9 protein-coding genes are annotated in these 18,365 nt (G+C 43.9%); 3 read left to right on the top strand and 6 right to left on the bottom strand.

Annotated elements, in window-relative coordinates; all coding sequences use genetic code 11:
* Positions 1-13: 13 nt before the first annotated feature.
* Entirely contained in the window at positions 14-712 is a 699-nt protein-coding gene (locus HMPREF1535_RS06575) for an SIR2 family NAD-dependent protein deacylase (RefSeq protein ID WP_046145643.1), read from the bottom strand.
* Between the two features lie 483 nt (positions 713-1,195).
* On the opposite strand from HMPREF1535_RS06575, the gene HMPREF1535_RS06570 reads away from it, so the two are divergent.
* The 3 genes from HMPREF1535_RS06570 (at position 1,196) to HMPREF1535_RS06560 (ending at position 7,363) form a co-directional block, all read left to right on the top strand.
* On the top strand, positions 1,196-4,468 hold the full coding sequence (locus tag HMPREF1535_RS06570; RefSeq protein ID WP_046145642.1) for a SusC/RagA family TonB-linked outer membrane protein: 3,273 nt from the start codon (positions 1,196-1,198) through the stop codon (positions 4,466-4,468).
* Positions 4,469-4,482: 14 nt separating this feature from the next.
* Positions 4,483-6,534 carry a RagB/SusD family nutrient uptake outer membrane protein gene (locus HMPREF1535_RS06565; protein ID WP_187386419.1) on the top strand — a complete coding sequence of 684 codons (2,052 nt, stop codon included), beginning with the start codon at positions 4,483-4,485 and terminating at the stop codon, positions 6,532-6,534.
* A gap of 379 nt (positions 6,535-6,913) precedes the next feature.
* Entirely contained in the window at positions 6,914-7,363 is a 450-nt protein-coding gene (locus tag HMPREF1535_RS06560) for a hypothetical protein (protein ID WP_007655825.1), read from the top strand.
* 847 nt (positions 7,364-8,210) lie between these two features.
* Here HMPREF1535_RS06560 and HMPREF1535_RS06555 read toward each other — a convergent pair.
* From HMPREF1535_RS06555 to HMPREF1535_RS06535, 5 genes are all read right to left on the bottom strand, one after another.
* The gene (locus HMPREF1535_RS06555; RefSeq protein WP_046145640.1) at positions 8,211-9,680 is read right to left on the bottom strand and encodes a glycoside hydrolase family 125 protein; all 1,470 of its coding nucleotides are present in this window, start codon (positions 9,678-9,680) and stop codon (positions 8,211-8,213) included.
* 17 nt (positions 9,681-9,697) lie between these two features.
* Positions 9,698-10,882 carry a glycoside hydrolase family 76 protein gene (locus HMPREF1535_RS06550; protein WP_046145639.1) on the bottom strand — a complete coding sequence of 395 codons (1,185 nt, stop codon included), beginning with the start codon at positions 10,880-10,882 and terminating at the stop codon, positions 9,698-9,700.
* Positions 10,883-11,202: 320 nt separating this feature from the next.
* Positions 11,203-12,801 (bottom strand): DUF4874 domain-containing protein, encoded by a 1,599-nt coding sequence (locus HMPREF1535_RS06545; protein ID WP_046145638.1) that lies wholly within the window; start codon positions 12,799-12,801, stop codon positions 11,203-11,205.
* 83 nt (positions 12,802-12,884) lie between these two features.
* Positions 12,885-14,822: a RagB/SusD family nutrient uptake outer membrane protein gene (locus HMPREF1535_RS06540; RefSeq protein WP_046145637.1), complete on the bottom strand. Its 1,938-nt coding sequence runs from the start codon at positions 14,820-14,822 to the stop codon at positions 12,885-12,887.
* A gap of 11 nt (positions 14,823-14,833) precedes the next feature.
* Complete coding sequence (locus HMPREF1535_RS06535; protein WP_046145636.1) at positions 14,834-18,307, bottom strand: TonB-dependent receptor; 3,474 nt, start codon at positions 18,305-18,307, stop codon at positions 14,834-14,836.
* Between the last annotated feature and the right edge of the window lie 58 nt (positions 18,308-18,365).

Below are 18,365 nucleotides of genomic sequence, written 5' to 3'. Positions count from 1 at the left end.
TAGTGAACTTCAATCATGTAGTACTAAACTTTAGTATTTTACTAAGCTCTTTAACTCCTTCCGAAGCACCGGACTTTATAAAGTGGATATCGTTGCGGTAGGTATTCACCTCTTTCGGGTCTATCAGGTAGATCGGTTGGCCGCGGCGTACGTAATTCAGTAGTCCGGCAGCCGGATAGACGTTGAGGGAGGTGCCGATGATGACGAAAATGTCGCATGATTCTACCATACGCATGGCCGGGTCGATCATTGGAACCGCTTCACCGAACCAGACAATGAACGGACGAAGCTGTACACCGTGCGGGTCTTTGTCTCCGATATGGATATCCGGATTCTCGGGTGACAAGTCGTAAGTCGTATTCAGGTCGCGGACGGAACAGGATTTCATCAGTTCGCCATGCAGATGGATCACATCGCTGCTACCGGCCTGTTCATGCAGGTTATCGATATTTTGTGTAATAATATGAACGTCAAAGTCCTTTTCCAATTCAGCCAGTCCGATATGTCCTGCGTTGGGCTTGGTGTTGAGCAATTCCCTGCGTCGCTGGTTGTAGAAGTTGAGGACCAGTTCAGGGTTGGCGGCAAAGCCTTCGGGGGTTGCTACATCTTCCACCCGGTATTTTTCCCAAAGACCGTCGGAGTCACGAAAGGTCGAAATGCCACTTTCGGCGCTCATGCCGGCGCCGGTCAGTACGACTAATTTCTTTTTCATAAGGCTATTGTGTTTTAAGTTTAGCAAAGATAGGTAAATAATAAGAGATACTGTTATGAATTAGAAACAAATATCCCCGGTGTTTTTGTGGCATCGGTTGTTTTTTCAGGAGTAAAGTGAGGTGTTATTATTTGTATAAATTACATAGTTCTGCTGGAACTAGGATGAATAAATCGTTGCAAATATATAAACAAATACAATACAAACAAATTTTAACCTGGGTTTTTGCAATTTATTTAATAAATACCAAAATGTATTGTCAAAGTATGACCTTAATGGGGAGGCGTTATTGAAATTATTCACTCGTGCATCCCTGTATATACCTTAAAAATCCTAGTTCCAGCAGAACTCTGTTGCTTTTTGTTCTTGTAAAATTGATTGATAAAAATTTATTACTGGTTAGGGTGTGATAATATCAAGTTTGATGTGATGATATTTTTAGATCTAAAATGTTGATAAATGAACAATTAATTATTTAAATTCATGAAAAAACTGTTATGTTTATCGAATGCAAATAATGCTATGCTCCTGAAAATCCCAAAACAAGCAGGCATTATCACCAGCATTTTACTGGCTTTTTCTCCGGTAATGAGTGCTAACGGAAATCCGGTAGCGGAGCCGGAAATTGTGGTACAGGTTTCTCAGCAATCTTCAACGGTAAAAGGTGTTGTAGAGGATGATATGGGTCCTGTAGTAGGAGCAACGGTAGTTGTGAAAGGAACTACGAACGGTACGGTAACCGATATGGACGGCAACTTTTCTTTACCCGGGGTGAAAGAGGGTAGCATATTGGTCGTTTCGTATGTCGGTTATCTCTCTCAGGAAATTACTTACACAGGGCAATCCTCTCTCCGGATTCAGCTGAAGGAAGACTCGAAACAGCTGGATGAAGTGGTAGTTGTGGGGTATGGTTCGCAGAAAAAAGTGAATCTGACAGGTTCTGTCAGTACGGTAGATTCCAAGGTCCTTGAATCTCGACCGGTTCAGAACGTATCGCAGGCACTTCAAGGCGTTATCCCCGGTTTGAATATGTCGGTGGGTAGCAGCGGTGGTACGCTTGACAGTCAGCTGAATATTAATATCCGTGGGGGTGGAACGATCGGTCAGGGATCAAGCGGTAGTCCGTTAGTGCTGATCGACGGTATTGAAGGAAATATGAATACCGTCAATCCGAATGATATTGAGAATATCAGTGTATTGAAAGATGCTGCCTCGTCTTCCATCTATGGAGCACGTGCTTCGTTCGGGGTGATCCTTATTACGACTAAAAGCGGTAAAGCCGGGAAGACCCGGGTAAATTATTCAGGTAATGTACGTTTCTCCGATGCTGTCCAGGTGCCGGATATGGTCGATTCTTATTCATTTGCCCAATATTTCAACAGGGCGAGCACAAATGGGGGAGGAAATCCGATATTTAATGACGACGCCATGAAAAATATCAAGGACTATATGGACGGTAAGTTCACTGACCCTACTAAACCTGAATATTATGGTACTGTTGCTGGTGCTGACGGAAAATGGCAAAACTATGGAGGCGCTTTTGCCAATACGGATTGGTTTTCCGAGTTTTATCGTGACTGGGTGCCTTCTACAGAACATAATCTTAGCCTGAGTGGTGGTACTGATAAGTTGACCTATATGCTCAGTGGTAGTTTCCTTGACCAGACCGGTTTGCTAAAGCATGGCGATGATAAGTTCAACCGTTATACAATGAATGCAAAGATTTCGGCAAAACTGGCCGACTGGGTCACTGTAAACTACACCGGCAAATGGACGCGCGAAGATTATCATCGCCCGACCTATCTGACGGGTTTGTTCTTCCATAATATTGCACGCCGCTGGCCGACCTGCCCGGTTGTCGATCCGAACGGGCATTATCAGCGGGATATGGAAATTGTCCAGCTGGAAGACGGAGGAAAGCAAACCAGCCAGAAGAACTGGTACACCCAGCAGTTGCAGGCTATTTTCGAACCTGTTAAAGACTGGCGTATCGTTGCTGAAGGCAGCATGCGTTCTTACTACCGTAAACAGAGCTGGGCGGTATTGCCAATTTATGCGTACGATGCCAAAAATGAACCGTATCTTCTTTCCTGGAACGGTGGTGCAGCCGGCTACTCGGAAGTATCGGATTCACGTGAGGATGAAGACTACTTCTCTACCAATATTTATTCGGATTATACCAAATCGCTGGGCAATCATAACTTTAAAGTAATGGCCGGTTTCAATGCCGAACTTTACCGTCCGAGCGGATTGAATGGCTTCGGTACGGATCTGATCTCTGCGGATGTCCCGTCGCTCGGCCTGACACAGGATAATAAGAAAGCTAGCTCCTGGGCACGTGAACGGGCCATTGCCGGTTTCTTCGGACGTATTAACTACAATTATGCCGACCGTTACATGCTGGAAGCCAACCTGCGTTACGATGGTTCTTCCCGTTTTATCGGCGATCAGCGCTGGGGCCTTTTCCCTTCCTTCTCGGCTGGTTGGAATATAGCTCGCGAAGCATTTTTCGAACCCCTGAACAGTGTTGTCGGAACATTGAAGGTAAGAGCATCCTGGGGACAGCTCGGTAATAATAATACGGACAGTACCGATGCCTGGTATCCGTTCTATCAGAACATGCCGACCGGTACGGCTTCTTCCAGCTGGCTGATAAACGGTACCCAGCAGAATGTGGCCGGCCTTCCGGGTATCGTCAGCAGTCTGATGACCTGGGAAACGATCGAATCATGGAATGTCGGTTTCGACTGGGGATTGTTCGACAATCGCCTGACCGGTTCATTCGATTATTACAACCGTTATACATATGATATGATCGGGCCGGCTCCTCTGTTGCCTTCCGTTTTGGGTGCCAATGCTCCGCAGATCAACAACTGCGATATGAAATCATATGGATGGGAACTGGAAATGTCGTGGAGAGACCGTATTCAGAAATTCGACTATGGTGTTCGCCTGGTTGTATCCGACAACTTGCGTAAAATACTTAGGTATCCGAATGAAACAATGGCCCTGAGTACGTATTATAAAGGGCAGATTCTGGGGGATATCTGGGGATACCAGATGGTTGGGATCGCACAAACTCAGGAAGAGATGGACAAACATCTTGCCAACGGAGGTACGCCTAACTGGGGAACAGGCTGGGGTCCGGGCGATATCATGTATGCCAATATAGATGGTAAAGACGGTGTAGACAGCGGAGCCAATACGCTCGACGATCATGGGGACATGAAGATCATCGGAAATAACACGCCGCGCTATAACTTCGGTCTGACATTGGACGGAGCCTGGAACGGACTCGACTTCTCTATCTTCCTGCAAGGTATCATGAAAAGAGATTATATGCTGGGTGGCCCGTATTTCTGGGGAGCACAAGGAGACCAGTGGCAATCCTGTGCTTTCGGCGAACATCTCAATTACTGGCGTCCGGAGGGCGACCCGTTAGGAGCCAACACCGGAGCTTACTATCCGAAACCCTATTTCAATACCGACAAGAACCAGCGTACCCAGACCCGCTATTTGCAAAACGCAGCTTATATACGTTTGAAGAATATGCAGGTCGGATATACCTTACCGAGAATATGGACGCAGAAAGCAGGAATGGAATCGGTACGTATTTATGTTTCCGGTGACAACTTGCTGACTTTATCTGATATCAGCGGCGTATTCGATCCTGAATTGCTGGGCAGCGACTGGGGAGACGGTAAACTCTATCCTTTGCAGAAAACTATTTCAATCGGTTTAAATGTAAACTTTTAATTCATTGAATGAATATGAGACTAAAATTAAAACATATATATGTCGGCGCATTGATCGGTATGGGCGGATTGGCGATGACATCCTGTAACGATTTTCTGGAACGCGCTCCGATCAGCCAGATAACCCCGGAATCTTATTTCACAACAGTGGATCAGGTGGGTAATTACGTGCTTAACTATTACGACTCCCAACTCGAAAATTCCAACGGAACCAAGATGTATCATCAAACGTCCTGGAATTCCGGCGTGCAACGTAATGATGCCAATACCGATAACCTGCTGACGGACGAAGGCAACCTTAATTATTTTGCCGGAAACTGGCAGGTGTCGGCCGGTAAGACTACACAAGGTTTGTTATCCCGTGTCCGTGTATGGAATTATCTGTTTGAAGAGATACTTCCTAAAGAAGAGGCCGGAACGATCCAGGGGGCGAGCGATCTGCTTAGCCATTATATCGGGGAGGCCTATTTTTTCCGTGCATTGAGTTATTACGTAGCCCTTGTGAAATACGGTGATTTCCCGATCGTGGAAGAAGTGCTGCCCGACCAGAGCGACGTGCTTGTCGAACACAGCAAACGAGCACCCCGCAATGAAGTGGCCCGTTTTATCCTGAAAGACCTCGATGAAGCGATCTCCCGTCTTAAAGATCATGGATTTCAGATGAACCAGCGTATCAATAAACAAACAGCGCTGCTGCTGAAATCGAGAGTAGCCCTCTTTGAAGCTACTTTCGAAAAATACCACCAGGGTACGGGCCGTGTACCGGGCGATGCGAACTGGCCGGGAGCTAAAATGGACTATAACAGCGGTAAATCGTTCGATATACCCGGCGAAATAGACTTTTTCCTGACTCAGGCTATGGATGCTGCGTCAGCAGTAGCCGATCAGGCCACGCTGACGGATAACTCCCATGTGATGAACCCCGTTTACGGACAAGTATACGGCTGGAATCCTTATTTCGAAATGTTCAGTACGCCGGATGCGTCAGGGATTAACGAGGTGTTGCTATGGAAGCAGTATAATAAGGGATTGAGTATTTCCCATTGTGTACCTATCCGTTTGCAGGTAGGCGACCGTACCGGAATGACTCGTGCACTGGTTAATACTTTCCTGATGAAGAACGGGCTGCCCATTTATGCCGCTGGTTCAGGTTATCATGGAGATGTAACCGTATCGCAGGAGAAAAAAGACCGCGACGAACGCCTACAACTGTTTGTCTGGGGAGAAGAAGACGTACAGCGCAGTGATACGAAAGACCCTACAATAGCCGATACCGGTGTCGTAGTGCATATGGAAAATTTCCGTATCATTTCGGATGCCGAACAAAACCGGGATATCACCGGATACCGTCCGCGCAAAGCTTACACATACGATTACGACCAGAACAGGAATGACGAATTGCTGGGAAGTAACGGTTGTGTTATTTTCAGGGCTACGGAAGCCTATCTGAACTATATGGAAGCATGCTATGAGAAAAACGGTTCGCTCGACGGCAAAGCGCAAGGGTATTGGAAAGCTATCCGCCGCCGTGCCGGTGTTGATGAGGATTTCTCAAAAACTATTGGTGCAACCAATCTGGGCAACGAAAATGACCTGGCCGTTTATTCCGGCGATCAGTTGGTGGATCCGACACTTTATAATATCCGTCGCGAACGTCGTTGCGAATTTAATGGCGAAGGCATGCGTTGGGATGACCTGATCCGGTGGCGTGCCTGGGATCAGTTGCTTACGAAACCTTATATCATTGAAGGTGTGAACTTCTGGGATGCCGCTTACCTGAAATATACAAAAACGGTAGACGGTGTAGAAGTTTCGGCAGTAGTTGCCGACGGCACGACTGAGGCAAATGTTTCGCGGAAAGAAGATAGTAAATATTTGCGTCCGCTACGCAGAACCAGTATCAACAACCAGCTTTACGATGGACTGACCTGGCGAAAGGCATTTTACCTCAGTCCGATCGGTTTGCAGGATATGCAGCTTGCCGCCACTAATCCGGAAGATATAAACACCACGGTAATGTATCAGAATCCGTATTGGCCGATGGCGCCCGGTAAAGCACTGGAATAATACTGAATATTTAAAGAGTACATACAGTTAACTGAATTGATGGTTAACAAGGTGGGGGAAGAGAGTTCGGGAGAATATTCTTCCCCTTTTTGATGAATCTCTATTTATTTCGACTTGCCTATGATTTTTGACGTGTTTTTATTGCACCCTTTAATTATTATCGTACATTTGCTGTGCATTTCATAACCTAGGCGGGGAAACCTGCCAATTTCCGTGGCGGGCATTTTTATGTCCGCTTGCGATCATTCTATATGGCGGTTCCGTACCCCCGTGTAGAATGTTAATGCATCTACTGCGCCTAGGTGTGAAATGCAACGGGACAGGCGGAACCGCTCTTATATTCAGAAAATCTTCGCCTTCACATCTAATATTAATAGGTATGGACACAGAATTTTTAACTGCCCAACAAAGTGAAGACCTGCAAAGGTTAAGTGGAAACCCTTCTCCTTTTTCTGAAGAAGAACTAAAAGATTTTTACCTCAAACTGGCCCGTCTGGTCAATCCGGGCGCATGTTCCCCTAAACGCACCGACTTTGAAGTATTGAGCATACTAAGCAAAGACCTGAAGAGAAACCTCGGATTTTTATGTAAGTATACGCAACACTCCTGGGATGAAGGATTGTTGGAAATACAAATGGCCTGTGGAGTTTATTCCGTACAGGACAGTATCCCCAAAACGCAGCGATTAGAAATGAATACTTCCCTGGGAAGACATTTACAATTTCTTGCCCGGATGGCATCCAGCTGTTCAGTTGCAAGAAAGATGCATGCGGAATATACCCGGCATTTTATTAATGTAGAATACCTGTTAAGGCAAATGGGGAAATGATAAAGAGGCTAATTCAAGACAGTATCTTTATCATCTGAAGTTTTTCCGTTTTTTTTCTTCATTTGTTCATATAGGAGTTACTGTGCTGATGATTAATGGTTTGTAGATGAACATAATGAAGGATATCATCCTGTAGCATCTATATAATTCAAATTTTCCATGTAATAAATGAATAAAGGGGAACTTGCTGTATACCAACAAAAGAGTAAGTCGTATGTTGTAAGCATTTATCTTATTATTCTTTAGTTCAAAAGTCATGTCCGATTTCTTGTCCGTCAATTGTCAAACGCTTGTTCGACTGATATCAGATAAGCGTTCGACAGATATCAAACAAGCGTTTGGCAAATGACGGACAAGAGCGGATACAGCACTTTTGGTCTAAAAGTATATCAGTCCCACTCTACCTGTACACTAATAAAGAGATAAGATATACCTTTGGATTTGCCGGTATCCAATGGTTGTTCATGATGAAGCGATAGGGGAGAAATAGAGATGTTTACATCGATTCAATTACAAATTATATCGGATCCTTCATTGTGTTCATTTTGTATTCTTTGATTTATAGACTCTATGTGCTATAGATGAAGGAATGAATACAGAAAACGGAAAAACTTTTATTGGAGAGAGTCTGCAATCGGTTTTGTTTTATTTACTGGTATTAATGCACCTCTTATCGTCTTTCAAAGAGGAGAAATAGGTACAACTAGTCATATTCACAGATGGTTCACTTCTTATCAGAATTGAGCTATTTATAGTGACTGGTTGTACCTGTCTCCCCTCTCAAGAGGGGAATTGGTTACTCCCGTCGCTATAAACTGATAGCTCAATTATTTCTATATTAACTCAATCATCCCAAATTATTCAATATATCCGTTTTACCTTCCTGTACCAGGCGGTAAATCATTTCGCCGAACAAGGTGTTAACCCAGGCGAACCAGGAGCGGGTGAACTTCTTTGGATCGTCTTTGTGGAATGATTCGTGCATGAAACCGGTGTCGCCGTCCGTATCACGGAGCATTTTTACACAGTGGCGTATTTCTTCGTTGTCGTTGGTCGTATTGCATCGCATGATGATACTCATCGGCCAGATAAAGTCGAAACCGATGTGCGGACCGCCGATACCTTCGCCTGCCTTGCCTTTATAGAAGTAGGGGTTCAGCGGACTCAGAACCAGTTTGCGGGTATTCTGGTAGACCGGATCGTTTACATCGACGCATCCCAGATAAGGCATAGCCAACAAACTGGGGACATTGGCATCGTCCATGAAAACGTGGTTATAGAAACCGTCTGCTTCGAAGGCATATACCTTTCCGAATTCGGGGTGTTCTACAATACCGTATTTCTCGATGGCGGCAGCTACTTCGTCGGCCAATGAGTCGCACTGGCGGGCAAAGTCGTTATCCTTTTTGATGTCGCGCATCATCTCTGCCAACTGGCGGAGTGAAGTGACGGCAAACATATTCGACGGGATCAGGAAACCGAACAAAGTCGCATCGTCAGACGGGCGGAAAGAAGAAACGATCAATCCGACAGGGTTTACCGGACTACCGTAACCGTCGTTCAGCAAGGTGTCTCCCTGGCGGTCTGTCTTACGGGAGAAACGATACGGACCGAGTCCATCCTTACGTTGTTGTTCAATGAACGTTTTATAGACGGTTTTCATTGCTTTCTCCCACTCGGCATCGAAAGGAGAGGTGTCGCCGGTCTTTTTCCAGAAGTGGTAAGCCAGGCGGATGGGGTAACAGAGCGAGTCGATCTCCCATTTGCGTTCGTGAAGTTCCGGTTTCATCTCCGTACGGTCACTTTCCCATTCGCTGCCTGTCGGGCCTTCGTTGAAACCGTTGGCATACGGGTCGATGTTGATACACCAGGTCTGGCGGTTGATAACACCTGCCAGCATTGTCTTTACTTTCGGGTCTTCATTTGCAAAAATGATATGCGGAAAAACCTGTGCGGATGAGTCACGGAGCCACATCGCATGGATATCACCTGTAAGGACGAATGTATCAGGCTTGCCGTTTACCATTTTATGCTCACAGGTCGTATCGAGTGTGTTTGGAAAACAGTTCTCAAACATCCAGGCCAGCTTCGGATCTTTCAGTTTGGCTTTTGTCGTCTGGATTGCCTTTTCGACGGCGGCAGAAGTAAACTGGCGTTTTTCCGGTGCCGGACGTTGGCAAGTGTACTGTAATGTGTTAGACACGAGAGGTGCGCCCGGTGTAGCCGATTCTGTCAAATGAGCAAATGATTTTTGCCCGACCAACAGACCTGCCAGAGACAAACCTCCGGATTTTAGAAAGTTTCTACGTGTAGTCATGGGTTTATATATTTTATTTATTGAATGTTACTTGTTTCAGCAAAAAGTTCGATCATACAGGCATTGTCCAGCAGCCACTTGAACTTTTTGTTGTCGGTCCCTGCCCAGTCATTCCCCAGGAATCCGTTTTCGTCGCGGGTATATTCCCAGGCGTAATGGGCATTGTCCGCCATTGTTCTGACATATTTATAATCGTTGTCTACCTCCGCCAAAGCAAGGAGACCGCGTAATAAAATGACATTGAACCATGGATTTGTGGGGTAAAAGTAAGCATCTTTTCCGTTAATCCCTGTACGTTTCCCTAAAAAATGATTGTAAGCGCCTTTTGCAGTGTTCTTTGCATCTGTCAGATAAGTCTCGTCCGAAGTTGTCTGGTAGAGGAGTACGCCTGCCTGGATCATTTGTCCGCTGTTGTAGGTGAATTTGGCTTTACCGATTGTTTGATCGAGTCCGATGTTATCCCAATATACCGAATCGGCAGGGTCGCACAGGTTCTTCTTTGTCCAGTTATATGTTTCGATGGCCTGGTCGAGGTACTTTTGTTCTTTCGTCAGGTTATACAGTTTCATGCACAAGACGGTTGCCGGGGCATTGGAGCAGGTGTTTTTAGAGGTCTTTTTCTGTTCGCACCAGTAGATGCCGCCTCCCAGCGCATCGTCCCATCCGCTGTATATATATTTGTGCAACTCTTTTGCTTTCAGGAGATATTGTTGGTCTTTGGTGAGGGCATACAAATCGCAGAAGTCGATGGCCAGCCAGTCATTATCATCGTAAAAGCGATCGCTTTCACCATTGAATCTCGGATAGCTTTGATAACAGTGCGGGGTACGTGTATTATCCCAATACAGATCCAGTCCCGGGATAATACGTTTTTCCAGTATTTCCAGGTATTTCTTATCTCCGGTAACGTCATAGAGGGAGATACAACCCGACAGCATACCGGAGTAAGGCCATAGGAAAGAGACTTCCTGGTTCTTTTTCTGTTCGCTCCCTTCGGCAAGGTAAGTGACCTGATTTTCCGGGTTTACCGGATAGGTCTCGGAAAGAAGACCGTACTTTTCGACGTTATACTTTGTCAGGATGTTGGTTAATAAGGAATCAGCGATAGCTACATCCCTGTTTTCACCGGGAAGATGTTGTCCGGTGCACGCACAAAAACACAATGCGAGCAGGCAACAATTAAGAATTGATTTAGTATTCATGGTCTACAATAATTGAATTAAGAATGAAAGGTGCAAATATAATATTTTTCTTTAGTTATTGAATTATAAAAGAGGCAGACAAAAAACTAGAAATTGTTTTGAGTTTATTGTTTGGTTCCAATATAGAAATAATTGAGTTATCCCGTTCCCGTGCTTGACACGGGATCGCAAGGGGACAGACTGTATCCTGTATGTATTTTTTGATACCGCCAGTTCTCTTGCGGCCCCGTGTCAAGCACGGGGACAAGATAGCTCACTTTTGACAATAAATAAATCAAATAATAAATTCAAAGCAGTTTCTAATCCGACCGGCGAATAGATCAGTGGCGTATTATATCTAATGATGTTAAGATGTTGATGCCATATTTGTTGTCGGGCGAACTCCACCATTCCGTATCTCCGTTGGCACAACGGATGGCATAGCGGTTGTTATATTTCAACCGTTCGGAGCCATCAGGAATCCAGAGACCTAGCCGGTATTTTCCTGTTTCCAGGTGTTCCGGAATAATAAATTGTCCTTTGATGGTATGAAGCAAAGGTTTACACTCCGGATCTTTGGGCTGGTATGGTTGGAAGTTGTGAACGTTCGTCTCCGTCAGAAATTCCGTGATCCGGTTCTGTTCATCGATCAGTACAAAATAAACGGGATGCTCATTGAATAAGGTGGAAAAACCTCTGTTGATCAGGGAGAGGTCCAGTGAGATTTCTTTTCCGGCTGCCGGGGTTCCGTTTATTTTGAGTTGTTGCAGTTCCAGCCGGTAACCCAGATGATCCCGGATATAATCGAATACGTTTCGTGTAGCCGGACTTCCGTCCTGATTTTTAAAGTATTTGTCGGAAACAGGCATATGGTTTTCAGACAGGAATGATTCTTCCAGTGGAGTTTCTTTCCAATACATCATTGAGTATTTATCTTTAGTTCCTTTCTCTTTGTAATTATGGATGGCACTGAGCGAGGTGTAATGTTGCAGGAAAAGCTGTCTGGCTGTCGCTTTGCCGTCGATAACCCATCCGGCTTCCGGATTGTCGGGATCTTCATTCATGCTCCAGGTTCCCCAGGGAAGTTCTCCGTCTACGGCTAAATAAGGACTTTCTTCAACGATTTGGTTGAAATAAGGAGTTCCTTCATGCATGTTCCCGTCCCATTTATGAGGTTTTATAATGATGAAATCATCGTGGAAAGAAACTCTGTTATATGATTTACTTTCTTTGTTTATCAAGTTCTTATATTCAGGGACTCTTACTTGTACCATTCTGTTTTCCGGAGTCATCCAGACTATCTTTTCCAGGATGGTACGTTTGCTGTCATTCGTTTTTTCCAGTCCGTGGAATGAACTGTGCCATTCGCCCCATGCACCGATAAATCCGGCTTGAACAACTTGGATGACATCTGTGTTTTGTGCAAGGAATGGTTTCAGTTGTTCCATATGGCGGAGCACATCTTCCAAGGTAGGGCCACTTCCCGCTCTTCCCATAAAAGCGGTTTCATAAGCAAATCGCAATACGGCTTTTTTACCTAATTCTCTTAGTTTGTTGAAATAGGTATCCATTGTGGTAAAAGCATCTTCCGATAAGTCTTTTCCTACAAATCCGGTGAGATAAAAGTAGCTTTGAACCAGGCTGACACTGTCTGATGCATAGATAGCGGACTCTGATTCTAAATGACTGGTTATATCAGGGAATTGTTTAGGATTCCAGACATCTTTCCGGCCGGCAATATCGACTGCTATTTCTAACCGTAAACCTCTTTCCGGATTGTACAGACCTTCCTGTCCAGCAGGGTCGTCGGCATAGATGCCGCGGAAGGTGATTGTCTTTGCTTTTTCGTTGCCTTTGTCCGGATTATTTCCGTGTATACAATTGGCAAAGCAAAAGAATAACCCTGATAGAATAAGAATAAAGCATTTTTTTTGTTTCATGAGATATGATTTAAGAGAGAATAAGCCCTATACTAATAATATAACTAGTATAAGGCTTATCTGTTTTTATAATTAATCAGTTTTTACCATAAAGGATTCTGAATCAGAAGCCGGCTTTTTTGTATTTCATCCTGTGGTATCGGATAAAGGTACATGGCACGTCTCCAGGCACGTCTTTCAAGAAGAATACGGTTGAAGAAAGAACTATTGGTTCCGATGGGTTGATCTTTGTATCCGTTCATATTCATCGAATAGAGAACGCTTTGGTCTGCATCTTCACCTTCTCCGCAAATCATCCAGCGCCGGATATCGAAGTAGTGTTGTCCTTCCATAAACAGTTCCACTGTACGTTCGCGCTGAATCATTTTCCGTTGCAGTTCCTGATTGCCAATAATATTCTTTTTACCGGAAGCGGCAAGTTCTTTATAACCCGGAATACCGGCGCGTTGTCTTACCAAGTCCAGATATTTAATGATATTGGGGTCGTTCGGATCGATTTCGTTACAAACTTCTGCATAGTACAGATAGAAATCTGCCAGACGGAAAAGGATAGAAGGACGTGCCCAGGCTCTTAAATAGTTTCCGGTAAATAGGATTTTACGGTTTTTGAATTTAGTAGGCAGATAGCCGGTACGAGGGTTATCGGCAGACGAGTTGTCGCTACCTTCCCCTTTGGCAAATCCGATTGTGTAATCGGGTCTTCCCACCGGTTGAATATGCCAGCTTTTGCCTTCATATCCTACACCGGCATAGAAACGAGGTTCGCGGTTGGCATACATGTTGAATACATTTGTATCTACCCGCTTGTTTTCGTTACATGGGTTGACAACATCGGTAAAACCATCTTCTTTATACATGCTACCCGGATCATCGATTGTTAACCCGTCTTTAACGAAGAAGGCATCCACTAAATTCTGAGAAACACCAAGATATCCCCAACCTGTGTAGCAGTCTCTGGGATTGGTGTTCTGTTCCATGGTCGAACCGTTCCAAAGGTTATCTCCGGTAGCCCACAATATTTCGTCATTGTAGTTCTGGAATAACTGATAAACCGATTCATCCGGATTGATGGTCCCATCTGTATTATATACGGTAAACAAGGTGTGTTTATTTTGTTCCGCATTATTCAATAGATCTTCCAGACGGCTTTTAGCAGTAACCCATTTGTTGGCATCATAAGGAGTAAATATTTTTTTACCATCGGTATTGGCAATATCCAGTGTCTCTTTGTAACCGCCATTGAATAGGGGAGAAGCTGCATATACCCAAAGTTTAGCTCTTAATGCTTTAGCAACGGTCATTGTCGGGCGGACAATCTCATTCAAATTGTATCGGTCGTTTCCGGTAGCTGACTGATTTTGGATGATCGTTTCGGGCAGATCTCCGGATTCGATGACTTCTTTCAGTAAGTTATCGATGTATTCAACAGTTTCATCCACGGATGATCTGGCATAATCCAAACCTTTGTCTTCCGGATCGGCTAATTCATCCAGGATTGGAATCGGGCCATACATTTCAAAGAGTGAGAAATAACTGTAAGCAATAAGGTATTTAGCCTCTGCCTTCATTCTCTTTACGTCTGCTTCTGTTAATTGAAATTGGTCGTTGATACCACCTTTAGGATTTACTCTATCCAGGAAAATCTTAGCATCACGAATATACTGATACAGCGGTGTCCAACGTTGGTATGGAGCATTGGCTGATGTAAAACCGGATATCATTTCACCCCAACCGGCAGCACTGATGGTTGTTTCTCCACACATGGATACCCAAACACCGGAAAAGGCTCCGGCTCCGGGATAATTGTTGGTTTTATTTCTACCGATACTGGAATATTCTGAAATACAGTTGAACAGATTACCATGCCAGCGACGCATGTAGTTGGGGTTATCAAAAACTTCATCTAATGTCAGGTTTTCTGCCACTTCATCCGACACATCCAGATAATCACTACATCCTGTGAGGGCAAGAGTTAAAAAGCATGCAGAAGCTATTGATGTTATTTTATTTAAGAATTTCATATTTGTTGTTTTTAAAATGTGACTTCTAATCCAAGAGAATATGTGCTGCAGATAGGATATTTGGCACCGGAATTTGCACTACCTAATTCCGGATCCCAGTATTTGATGTGATCCCAGACTGCAACGTTATTTCCTTGCAAATAAACTCTCAAATTTTTCATACGGAGTTGCTTGAGTATTTTGTCATTGAACTGATAACCGATTTCGATGTTCTTCAGTCGAAGGAATCCGGCATTGCGATACCACCAGGTGCTATTTTCCATATTATGGGTAAATGAATTGGTATGTAGACGCGGAAAAGTAACATCCTGATTGTTCGGGTTACTGGGCAGCCAGCGGTCTGTAATTTCTGTACGGGCCGAACCGTTGTCGATACCTTTCGTGAATGGGATCATTGCATAATTGTTTGCTAACATATTGGCCGACGTATGTGCTGTTCCCTGGAAGAATACACCGACAAAGAAACCTTTCCATTCTGCGTTTATCCCGAATCCATAGACGATTTCCGGTGTTGCCTGATAGAATTTGTGATCGTAAGTACGGTCGTAAGAGTCGATGACACCATCGTTGTTCAAGTCTTTGTATTTGATATCACCAGGTGCAACATTGGCGGCAGGTACAGCTATACCGTCTTTCAACTTATAAGTCTGGGCTCCGTATTCGTTTGTTGTGATATTAAAATCATCCGGTGTATAAAGACCTTCAGCGATATACAGTAATGGTTTGTCGATGGAGTTTCCTGTATATGTCTGATAATCGTATTTCTGAGGAATCTCATCGCGTTCAAGGATCTTATTTTTTGCATAAGTCAAGTTGCCTCGAGCGGAGAGATCTACATTCCCTACTTTCTGTTTTAGTACAAGATTGGCATCAACCCCCTGGTTTCTAACGACACCGAAGTTCTGGTACGGTTTTACCCGGAGACCGGAAACGTTTGAAACGGTTTGTCTTTGCAACAAGATATCGCTACGGCGGTTATAAAAATAATCGGCACTGAAGTCGACACGTCCTCTGAATAAGCCTAAGTCGAGACCTAGATTCAGTTTTTTTTCAATTTCCCATGACAGGTTAGGCATGGCAAAACTACCTTCTGCAATACCCCCGCCCGGAGAGTTACCTGTACCGCCATTAGCTCCTGGTGTTAATCCGAAGCTATAACTGCCAAGACCAGTATTGATACTTTCTCTATAAGGGAAACGTGTATCTTCCCCAATGTTATCATTACCGGTTATACCATAAGAAGCTCTCAGCTTCAGTTTACTGATATAATCTTCCACTCCTCTCATGAACTTTTCATGGCTGACAAACCAGGCTGCACCTACGGCTGGGAAAATACCCCATCTGTGGCCTTGTGCAAAGTTTTCACTGCCGGTCATACCCATACTGGCTTCCAGCATGTACCGGTCGTTGTATCCATAAGTTGCACGGGCAACGACACTCTGTTTACGGTAGGGCAAAAGTTGTAAACCCTCTTTGTTTTGATATTGCGTTTCTTTTTGCATATACAATATCATACCGGTTACATCATGCGTCTTGTTGAAAGAACGCTGATAATCTAATGATGCTTCCATGTAGATCTTTTTCGTACCATCAGTAGAGGATTTGTAAGGATTACTCAAGGCAGAACTTTCTTTGATCGTTTTTTTATTGAGTGTCCCGTCTTCATTTCTGCCTAATGCAAAAAACGTTTGCGGGGTTTTTGATCTCTTCATGGTAGAAGAGAAGTCGGCATCAAAACTGATAGAACCTTTCACTGATAATCCTTCTGTGATGAATTTAAGATCTTGCTTCAATGTGACTTTGGTTTGTAAGAAAGCACTCCATGTTTTGCTGTATCCGCTATTATTCAACATGTTGTATGGCTGATATTCAACGCCGTATCCGGGAGCTCCATGATCCGAGGCAGTATCGTCGGAATAGTACATCGGAATAACATGTACGGGGAAGTGGCTGATATAATTGAAGATTTCATCCGAAGTATATCCCGGTTGATTTTTCTTCAAGTACTGTCCACTCATATCGATAGAAAGTTGAGTTGTTTTTGTCAGGTCCATATCCACGTTGGAACGCAGGTTGAAACGTTGCAATCCGATATTGGCATTGTAATCCTCTTTGGGAGTAGAATCGAAGATACCGTCTTCTGAGTAGTAAGCTCCGGAAGCAAAAAAGCGTACTTTCTCGGAACCTCCTCTGAAGTTTACCGTATATCTCTGGCTTTGTGTATGATCCTGAAGCAAATCATACCAGTTTACAGAAGGATATAAATCCCTATCTACACCGGTTCTGTATTTTTCAAGTGTTTCGTCGGTAAATTGAGGATTGAAATACTCTTTGTTCGGATTGCCCTGGTCATTCCATAATGCTTCATTATATAATGACAGATAATCATAAGAATTTAATGTTTCAGGCATACGTGTCGGACTGACAATACTGTATTGTGCACTGAAGTTGACAGATGTCTTTTGGGCTTTACCGCGTTTGGAAGTAATCAATACAACACCATTCGCACCTTCTGCACCATAAACGGCAGTAGCGGCAGCATCTTTTAAGACGGTGAAACTCTCGATTTCGTCTACGTCGATATCGTCCATGCTTCTGGGAACACCGTCTACTAATACTAAAGCAGATGTACCGCCGGCATATGAACTTTGTCCGCGAATATAGAATGCAGCAGCATCGTTACCCGGCTCACCGCTTCTCTGTACGGCAATTACACCGGCAATTTGTCCGGCCAACGTGTTGCGCAGGTTACGCTGTTTTACATTTAACTCAGCCGGTCCGATCGTGTTCAATGAAGATACAACGCTCTCTTTTTTCTGCTGGCCGTAACCGATTACGACAACGTCTTCCAATCCTACCGAGGCTTCCATCATGCGAATGTTGATGTTAGCTTCGCCTTTGTAGGTTTTTTCTTCCGTATTAAATCCGATATATCGGAACTCAATAACGTCACCTTCGTTGACGTTATTGAGTATATATTTACCATCTATATCAGTCGTAACACCGTGGGTGGTACCTTTGATAGTAACTGTTGCCCCGATAACCGGATTACCATCAGCATCAGTCAATAAACCGGTAACGGTTTTTTTTTGCTGGTTGGTACTCAAAACCTCTGCATTTTCTTTTGTCTGTGATTTTTTGACAATGATTTGTCGACCTTTTATGGAATAGGTGTCGTTTGTCCCGGCAAAGATTTCATGAAGAATTGTCTGAACCGGTTGATCGTTCAGGTCTATGGATACTTTTCTGTCCAGGTCGATTTTGGTACCCTGGTAGATAAAAATGAATTCACTATTCTTTTCGATATAGGAAAATACATCCCGTACCGTTTTGTTGTTCATTTTTACAGTTAAATAAACTTGTGCCGAATAATTTTCGGTTAAATTTGCTGCTGTTTCTGCTGCAGTGCATAATAAACAGCCACTTAAACAGATACTTTTTAGATAATTAAATCTTTTAGATTTGATACTCTTTTGTTTTTTCATACATTTGTGTGTATTTTTTAGTAACGAACTAGATTAATACTTTCCTGAGCCAGGCAAT

The sequence above is a fragment of the Parabacteroides goldsteinii DSM 19448 = WAL 12034 genome (assembly GCF_000969835.1).
In the GTDB taxonomy this organism is placed as follows: domain Bacteria; phylum Bacteroidota; class Bacteroidia; order Bacteroidales; family Tannerellaceae; genus Parabacteroides; species Parabacteroides goldsteinii.
This window is presented reverse-complemented; position numbering and strand designations above follow the sequence as displayed.

Excerpts from the sequence above, each read along its gene's own strand:
- HMPREF1535_RS06570 (WP_046145642.1), top strand. The coding sequence starts at position 1,196 with ATGAAAAAACTGTTATGTTTATCGAATGCAAATAATGCTATGCTCCTG.
- HMPREF1535_RS06540 (WP_046145637.1), bottom strand. The coding sequence starts at position 14,822 with ATGAAATTCTTAAATAAAATAACATCAATAGCTTCTGCATGCTTTTTA.
- HMPREF1535_RS06545 (WP_046145638.1), bottom strand. The coding sequence starts at position 12,801 with ATGAAACAAAAAAAATGCTTTATTCTTATTCTATCAGGGTTATTCTTT.
- HMPREF1535_RS06560 (WP_007655825.1), top strand. The coding sequence starts at position 6,914 with ATGGACACAGAATTTTTAACTGCCCAACAAAGTGAAGACCTGCAAAGG.
- HMPREF1535_RS06555 (WP_046145640.1), bottom strand. The coding sequence starts at position 9,680 with ATGACTACACGTAGAAACTTTCTAAAATCCGGAGGTTTGTCTCTGGCA.
- HMPREF1535_RS06575 (WP_046145643.1), bottom strand. The coding sequence starts at position 712 with ATGAAAAAGAAATTAGTCGTACTGACCGGCGCCGGCATGAGCGCCGAA.
- HMPREF1535_RS06565 (WP_187386419.1), top strand. The coding sequence starts at position 4,483 with ATGAGACTAAAATTAAAACATATATATGTCGGCGCATTGATCGGTATG.
- HMPREF1535_RS06550 (WP_046145639.1), bottom strand. The coding sequence starts at position 10,882 with ATGAATACTAAATCAATTCTTAATTGTTGCCTGCTCGCATTGTGTTTT.
- HMPREF1535_RS06535 (WP_046145636.1), bottom strand. The coding sequence starts at position 18,307 with ATGAAAAAACAAAAGAGTATCAAATCTAAAAGATTTAATTATCTAAAA.